At 41.0% G+C, this 4,326-nt stretch carries 7 protein-coding genes; 5 read left to right on the plus strand and 2 right to left on the minus strand.

What is annotated here, in order from left to right:
* The first annotated feature begins 300 nt into the window (after window positions 1-300).
* Both VB714_RS21050 and VB714_RS21055 read left to right on the plus strand, forming a co-directional pair.
* Window positions 301-813 (plus strand): cofactor assembly of complex C subunit B, encoded by a 513-nt coding sequence (locus tag VB714_RS21050; protein WP_323226651.1) that lies wholly within the window; start codon window positions 301-303, stop codon window positions 811-813.
* 4 nt (window positions 814-817) lie between these two features.
* Window positions 818-1,705, plus strand: a complete 888-nt coding sequence (locus tag VB714_RS21055) for a Uma2 family endonuclease (RefSeq protein ID WP_323226652.1) — start codon at window positions 818-820, stop codon at window positions 1,703-1,705.
* A 3-nt stretch (window positions 1,706-1,708) separates the two neighbouring features.
* Here VB714_RS21055 and VB714_RS21060 read toward each other — a convergent pair whose 3' ends face one another.
* A complete protein-coding gene (locus VB714_RS21060; RefSeq protein ID WP_323226653.1) occupies window positions 1,709-1,909 on the minus strand; it encodes a hypothetical protein in 201 nt (66 codons plus the stop codon).
* A 39-nt stretch (window positions 1,910-1,948) separates the two neighbouring features.
* Between VB714_RS21060 and VB714_RS21065 the strand changes: the two genes are divergently transcribed.
* The 3 genes from VB714_RS21065 to rsmA all read left to right on the plus strand — a co-directional run bounded on the left by VB714_RS21065 (window position 1,949) and on the right by rsmA (window position 3,341).
* Window positions 1,949-2,092: a hypothetical protein gene (locus VB714_RS21065; RefSeq protein ID WP_323226654.1), complete on the plus strand. Its 144-nt coding sequence runs from the start codon at window positions 1,949-1,951 to the stop codon at window positions 2,090-2,092.
* 35 nt (window positions 2,093-2,127) lie between these two features.
* Window positions 2,128-2,433 carry a TMEM14 family protein gene (locus tag VB714_RS21070; protein WP_204103932.1) on the plus strand — a complete coding sequence of 102 codons (306 nt, stop codon included), beginning with the start codon at window positions 2,128-2,130 and terminating at the stop codon, window positions 2,431-2,433.
* Between the two features lie 98 nt (window positions 2,434-2,531).
* Complete coding sequence (gene rsmA, locus VB714_RS21075; RefSeq protein WP_323226655.1) at window positions 2,532-3,341, plus strand: 16S rRNA (adenine(1518)-N(6)/adenine(1519)-N(6))-dimethyltransferase RsmA; 810 nt, start codon at window positions 2,532-2,534, stop codon at window positions 3,339-3,341.
* Window positions 3,342-3,343: 2 nt separating this feature from the next.
* Here the strand turns inward: rsmA and VB714_RS21080 are convergent.
* Window positions 3,344-4,326: adenylate/guanylate cyclase domain-containing protein (locus tag VB714_RS21080; protein ID WP_323226656.1), on the minus strand; the 983-nt coding region annotated here is incomplete at its 5' end.

Below are 4,326 nucleotides of genomic sequence, written 5' to 3' on the forward strand. Positions count from 1 at the left end.
CTTTTTGGGATGCGGGATATCGAGGTATAATGGTGACAGATACGAGTAATTTTCGCAATCCTCATTATCATCAGCCTAGCGATCGCCTCGAAACATTGAATCTGGATAAATTAGCGACTGTATTTCGAGGTTTAGTCGATTGGCTGCGATCGCTTTGACCGTTATTAATTGTTCTTTTTATCGCGAAATATGCGATAATTAAATAGTATAGCCCGATCCGCCAGGGATTGAAATCCCCGTCTCATACAAAAAATCCATTGAAATGGATTAGGGTTATCGCAAACTCGTTATCTATTATCAATGAACACTGCTGTATTATCTTCAACTTTCTTTCTAACATTACTTTTGGCGATCGGTTTATTTTTCTTTATTCGCGCTTCCGTTAAAGAACGGATTGAAGAAATCCAACTATTCACGGAAGAAACACGAGAATCTTTATTAGAAAAATTACAAACATATTTCGATCGCCGCGCTTATAAAGTCACCGCATCAGAAAGCGATCGCTTAACCTTTGAAGGGTTTGTGCGTCCCAGTTGGTTTTTAGCAATTTTTCTCTCGGTTTTAGCCGCTATTGGTTTACTTTCCTTGGCTTTGGTTTTTGCTTATTTATTTCCGGCGATCGGTAATTTCTTTATTGGTTTAGTGATTATTGCACCATTAGCCGGCTATTTTTATTGGAAAGGTGCAGGACGAGTCGAACAAGTTTTGATTAAAATAGAAACAGAAGCAACCGATAAAAATCGAATTTTGGTGCGAGGTCATCGCGATGAATTAATCCAACTCAAACGTACTTTTCCTTTTACAACCCAATAAACCAATGGTTCAAACTGTATCGAAAACCGAACCTCTGACTCCTTTTCCCGACCATACCCAACTTCCCGATGAGGATGGAACATTTGTGAAGAATTTTCAAGAACATCCCCAAAGTTTATTGCTGACAGATTCTCTCAGTTCTATTTTGCAACAACTACATCCCGACGGACAGTATTGTATCGGGCAAGATTGCGGCATTTATTGGCGAGAAACCGAACCCCCCGAACGCGGTGCGGAAGCCCCCGATTGGTTTTATGTCCCTAATGTTCCCCCTAATCTTGACGGACAAATTAGACGCTCTTATGTTATTTGGCGAGAACATATTAGTCCTACCATTGTGCTTGAATTTGCTTCGGGAGATGGTTCCGAGGAACGCGATCGCACTCCCTTATCTCGTTCTTCAGAAGGCGATCTCATCAAACCCGGTAAATTTTGGGTCTACGAACAAATCATGCGAATTGCCTATTACGGCATTTTTATCGTGACAACGGGAGAATTAGAAATGTATCAACTGGTTGGCGATCGCTACGAACCCATGACCCCTAACGAACGCGATCGTTATTCTATCATTCCCATGCAGGTTGAGTTAGGAGTTTGGGAAGGAATCTATCAAAACCAATCCCAGCAATGGTTGCGGTGGTGGGATGTAGAGGGAAATTTATTGCCAATCGGTCAAGAATTAGCACAACAAGAACGCTTAGAAAAAGAACGAGAACGTCTAGAAAAAGAACGAGAACGTTCGGAAAAAGAACGAGAACGTTCGGAAAAAGAACAAGAACGTTCGGAAAAAGAACAAGAACGGCAAAAACGCTTAAACCTAGTAGAAAAGCTGCGATCGCTTTCTCCAGAACAACTCGAAGCGTTAGGAATTAATGCCAATGATTTAGTCTAAATTTTAATCAATAACGCGAATTAATCCATGACTCACAGCTTCATAAATGCGATTGACTTCTCTTTGATGAGTATCACCTAAAACACCATCAAATAATAAAGACATGAGTAAATTTTGATCTTCGCGGGTAATCTTGCGGGAAGCGAGAATCTCTCCGATGACTCGATGGATTTGATCTTGGGAACTTAAAGTTTGAGTTGACATAAGATTAAAAACGCAAATGGACTCCCGACACTCTCTAAGATGCTTGAATTTCGGCAACTAGACAGCGATCTCGCCATGAGGTTGCTTGTGAATGCGATCGCCTCAATATCCGATCGCCGTCACCTCAAATGCAACATTTCATCAAGATTATGCGTTTTAACGCCGTTGCACCTTCTAGAATAAGGGTCTGAAAAAAACATTCTGGGAGCTTATGCGTTATGAGTTTGGGAATTATTGCTGCAATTGTTTACGGGATTATTGCGATCGGGGGGGGAATTATGGGTTATATTCGCGCCCAAAGCAAAATCTCTCTTATCTCCGGTTGTGGTAGCGGTCTTTTGTTACTCATTGCGGGATTGTTGTCTTTACAGGGACAAATTTGGGGTTTGACTGTCGCGATCGCCATTACCGCAATTCTAATTGTCACCTTTATCGTTCGTTTAGCTAAAACTCGTAAAATGATGCCTGCCAGTTTAATGATCGGTTTAGGAGTTCCCGCTTTGGCTTTAATGATTCTAGGATAAAATACAATCATCCGTAGGGGCGCAATGCTTGCGCCCTGTTTGTTTTAGCCCTATTTTCTTGTTCCTTATTTGCTGTTTTTATATTATATTTTATAGGTATGATTAGACCGAGAAAAAGTTTTGCCCAACATTGGTTGCGATCGGAAGTTGTCTTAGAAAAAATTGTCAAAGCAGCAGAAATAAAGGAAGGCGATCGCCTTTTGGAAATTGGACCCGGTACAGGTATTCTCACCCGTCGTCTTTTAGCGGAAACAAATGCTTTAGTTTCTGTGGAAGTCGATCGGGATTTGTGCAAGCATTTGGTTAAAAAATTGGGAGAGAAAGATAATTTTATGTTGCTACAAGGAGATATTTTAGAACTCGATCTCGATGCAACATTAGCCAACTTTCCCAAATTCCAAAATCCCAATAAAGTTGTTGCGAATATTCCTTATAATATCACAGGTCCGATCTTAAAACGACTTTTAGGAACGATTGTCCAACCCGTTAGACAATCTTACGATTCTATTGTTTTACTCGTACAAAAAGAAATCTGCGATCGCCTTTGTGCCAAACCCAATTCTAAAAATTTTGGGGCATTATCCGTGCGAGTCCAATATTTAGCGAACTGTGAATTAATCTGTGATGTCCCTGCAACAGCCTTTTATCCCCCTCCCAAGGTTAATTCAGCCGTTGTTCGCTTGCGACCCTCCTTAAGAGAAAAAAAGGTTCGCGATCCCCGTCATTTAGCCATGTTAGTTAAATTGGGATTTGCCAATAAACGGAAAATGTTACGCAATAATTTAAAAAGTCTGATGGAACCCGATCGCCTTTCTCTTCTACTGGAAGAATTAAACCTCGATCCTCAATCTCGAGGGGAAGATATTAGTGTCGAAAAATGGATTGAACTCAGCGATCGCATCACTTGAAATTATGTTTTTCCCACTAACCAAAAAGTTCTCATCTCTCCTTTTCCCTTAACCGGAATCAAACCCCGTTCCTCAAATTTATAGCGATCGCGCAAAATTTTGTAAGTATTTTCTGTAACTTGAATGTGTCCAGGTTGTCCATGAGATTCCATACGACTGGCAGTATTAACCGTATCTCCCCACAGATCGTAAATAAACTTCTTAGTACCAATAACTCCCGCTACCACCGACCCTGTATTGATGCCAACACGAATGGCAAATTTTTGTTGGGTTGTCTTATTAATGTTAACGATCGCAGCCTGCATTTCTAACGCCATATCTGCGATAATTTCTGCATGATCGACCCGAACTTCTGGCAATCCTCCTACCACCATATAAGCATCACCGATAGTTTTTATCTTCTCTAATTTATACTTTTCGGTCAAGCGATCGAATTCGGAAAAAATTCCATTTAATTGTTCTACCACTTCAATAGGCGATAAGTGTGCTGACATCTCCGTAAATCCGACCAAATCGGCAAACAATACCGTTACTGCATCAAAACTATCGGCAATTGTTTGCTCTTCTTTGAGGCGATCGGCAATGGATTTGGGCAGAATATTTAAGAGCAACCTTTCACTTTTTTCCTGTTGTTTTTTTAATGCTGCTTCAGCTTGTTTGCGCTTGACAAATTGACCTAATTGATTCCCCATTGCCGCCATCATTTGCAGTAAATTTTCATCAGGAGGCAACTTTTCTCGACCGAAAAAACTCATTACTCCTAACATTTCATTGCCGCTTTGAATAGGGAATGCAAACGCCGATCGCAGTCCCGATCGCGCTGCGGAAGAATTCAAACCAAAGTCTGTATCACCACTAAGATCGGCAATCCATTGAGGATATCCCCTCTCCCAAACTCGTCCCGCTAAACCAGTTCCTGCTTGTAAAACCACTATTCCTGTAATATTAATAAACTCAGTGACAATAGCCTCGGGGTTCGTCCATA

This window comes from Spirulina sp. 06S082, assembly GCF_034932145.1.
Lineage (GTDB): Bacteria > Cyanobacteriota > Cyanobacteriia > Cyanobacteriales > Spirulinaceae > CCY15215.